The sequence below is a fragment of the Serratia sp. CoH_122_TC_1 genome (assembly GCF_058191755.1).
Map to the genome: position 1 here is coordinate 1 of NZ_JBXWLA010000052.1, position 1,316 is coordinate 1,316.

General features: G+C 62.6%; 1 protein-coding gene. It reads left to right on the top strand.

Annotation, left to right across the window (positions count from 1 at the left end; all coding sequences use genetic code 11):
• The coding region (locus tag AC2FC2_RS26890) for a transketolase family protein (protein ID WP_490660199.1) at nucleotides 1-1,316 on the top strand (1,316 nt) is incomplete at both ends.

Below are 1,316 nucleotides of genomic sequence, written 5' to 3' on the forward strand. Positions count from 1 at the left end.
CAGTTCAACCGCCCGGGCCATGACATCGTCGACCACCACACCTACGCCTTCATGGGCGACGGCTGCATGATGGAAGGCATCTCCCACGAAGTCTGCTCGCTGGCCGGTACCCTCAAGCTCGGCAAACTGACGGCGTTCTACGATGACAACGGCATCTCCATCGACGGTCACGTTGAAGGCTGGTTCACCGACAACACCGCCGAGCGCTTTGAAGCCTACGGCTGGCACGTGGTGCGTCACGTTGACGGTCACAACCCGGACGCCATCAAGGCCGCGATTGAAGAAGCCCGCAAGGTCACCGACAAGCCGTCCCTGCTGATGTGCAAAACCGTGATTGGTTTTGGTTCACCGAACAAGGCCGGCACCCACGACGTGCACGGTGCGGCGCTGGGCGCTGCCGAAGTGGCCGCCACCCGCGAAGCGCTGGGCTGGAAATACGCCGCCTTCGACATCCCGCAGGACATTTATGCCCAGTGGGACGCCAAAGAAGCCGGCAAGGCCAAAGAAGCGGCCTGGAACGACCGTTTCGCCGCCTATGCCAAGGCCTTCCCAGAGCTGGCTGCCGAGTTCAAACGCCGTGTGAACGGTGAGCTGCCGGCCAACTGGAAAGCCGAAGCCAAAGCCTTTGTTGAAAAACTGCAGGCTAACCCGGCCAACATCGCGAGCCGCAAGGCGTCGCAGAACGCGCTGGAAACCTTCGGCAAGGTGCTGCCTGAATTCCTCGGCGGCTCCGCTGACCTGGCACCGAGCAACCTGACCATGTGGTCCGGCTCCAAGCCCCTCAACGAAGACCTGGCGGGTAACTACATCCACTACGGCGTGCGCGAGTTCGGCATGACCGCCATCACCAACGGTATCGCGCTGCACGGCGGCTTCCTGCCGTACTCGGCGACCTTCCTGATGTTCGTGGAATACGCCCGTAATGCGGTGCGTATGGCGGCGCTGATGAAAATCCGCAACGTGTTCGTCTACACCCATGACTCCATCGGTCTGGGCGAAGACGGCCCGACGCACCAGCCGGTTGAGCAAATGGCCAGCCTGCGCGTGACCCCGAACATGAGCACCTGGCGTCCGTGTGACCAGGTGGAATCGGCGGTGGCGTGGCAGTACGGTATCGAACGTCAGGACGGCCCGACCACGCTGATTTTCTCCCGTCAGAACCTGACCCAGCAGCCACGTACCGCGGAGCAACTGGCCAACGTGTACCGCGGTGGCTATGTGCTGAAGGACTGCGCCGGTACGCCGGACGTCATCCTGATTGCCACCGGTTCGGAAGTGGGCATCACCGTGGACGCGGCAGACCAGCTGACCGCAGC